Annotated in this window: 2 protein-coding genes and 2 pseudogenes; all 4 read left to right on the top strand. The window is 61.0% G+C overall.

Annotation, left to right across the window (positions count from 1 at the left end; genetic code table 11):
• Window positions 1–174 (top strand): annotated as a pseudogene (locus L9Z73_RS30625) (NAD(P)H-hydrate dehydratase); the annotation flags it as partial.
• Window positions 162–632, top strand: coding sequence for a tRNA (adenosine(37)-N6)-threonylcarbamoyltransferase complex ATPase subunit type 1 TsaE (gene tsaE / locus L9Z73_RS30620; protein ID WP_247408696.1), 471 nt, complete (start codon window positions 162–164; stop codon window positions 630–632). The pseudogene L9Z73_RS30625 and the gene tsaE, both read left to right, overlap by 13 nt.
• A 15-nt stretch (window positions 633–647) precedes the next feature.
• Window positions 648–983: pseudogene (locus L9Z73_RS30615) on the top strand (AMIN domain-containing protein); the annotation flags it as partial.
• Entirely contained in the window at window positions 966–1,196 is a 231-nt protein-coding gene (locus L9Z73_RS30610) for an acyl carrier protein (protein ID WP_345894198.1), read from the top strand. The pseudogene L9Z73_RS30615 and the gene L9Z73_RS30610, both read left to right, overlap by 18 nt.
• Window positions 1,197–1,354: the final 158 nt, after the last annotated feature.

The raw sequence follows: 1,354 nt of genomic DNA, 5'->3' as shown, positions 1-1,354 counted from the left end.
GTGGGCGCGTTGCTCGCGCAGGGCATGCCCGCTTATGAAGCCGGTTGCCTGGCCGTGTGGTTGCACGCCACGGCGGGAGCTCGGCAGGGCACCTTTGGTCGCGGCCTGGCTGCCAGCGACCTGATACCCGCCATTCGTCAATTGATCGAGGAACAGTCACCGTGTCTGAAGTAATCCTTTTCCTGGCGGATGAAGAGGCAATGGTTGCGTTCGGTCATCGGATTGCCCAGGTGACGGGCGGGGCGGGGCTGATCTTTCTCGAAGGCGACCTGGGGGCGGGCAAGACCACGCTGTCCCGGGGGATCATTCGCGGGTTGGGCCATGCGGGGGCGGTGAAAAGTCCGACCTTTACGTTGGTCGAGCCTTATGAGATCGGTGCGATAAGAGCCTTCCACTTTGACCTCTATCGCCTGGTAGATCCCGAAGAGCTGGAGTACATGGGCATTCGGGATTATTTCGAGGATGACGCGCTGTGCCTGATCGAGTGGCCAGATAAAGGCACAGGCTTTTTGCCAAAGCCGGACCTGACCATTACCATTACGCCGCATGATCACGGACGTCGGCTGAAGTTGTTGCCCCAGGGCGCGCGCGGTGAGTCGTGGTGCGCCGCTCTGGCATTGGAATTCAAATAATTGGTGGGGTTAGGTATGCGCTTTCGCGCGTTGGTTGCTGTCGTAGGGGTGTTGCTTGCGGCAATGACTGTGAATGCTCTGGCTGCTTCACAGGTGAAGAGTGTTCGCCTGTGGCGAGCGCCGGATAACACGCGACTGGTGTTCGACCTGTCTGGCCCGGTCCAGCACAGCGTCTTTACCCTGACGGCGCCTGATCGCCTGGTGATCGACATCAACGGTGCGACCCTGGCCGCGCCGCTGAAGGTGTCTACCGCCAACACCCCGATTACCAGCATGCGCTCGGCCCAGCGCACGCCGACCGATCTGCGCGTGGTCATCGACCTGAAAAAGGCCGTGACCCCGAAAAGTTTCTTCGAGCTGGGTGGGCATTCGCTGAGCGTCATGCAAGTGCGCGCCCAATTGCAACAACGCCATGGCTGTCACCTGCCGATCAACGCCTTCTTCGATCACGTCACCGTGCAGAAGTTGGCCGAGCAACTGCCGAGCGATTTGTTCGCCGCAGCGGTCGAGCAGCGTGAGCGCCTGGATGACATGGCTCGCTGGTTGGATGAATTCGAGGTTTGAGATGAGTATCGATCCGCACCAAATCGCCCGGCGTTTCGCCGAGCTGACCCCTGAACGGCGCCAGGCCTTCCTCGCCAAGCTCGAGGAAAACGGTATCCGCTTCACCGACCTGCCCATGGTCGCGCTGCCTCGACCGGACGTCTCGCCGTTGTCCGCTG

The organism is Pseudomonas emilianonis (assembly GCF_023072625.1).
Lineage (GTDB): Bacteria > Pseudomonadota > Gammaproteobacteria > Pseudomonadales > Pseudomonadaceae > Aquipseudomonas > Aquipseudomonas paraveronii.
Note: the sequence above shows the minus strand (reverse complement) of the source record. Positions and strands in the feature narration are given on the sequence as shown.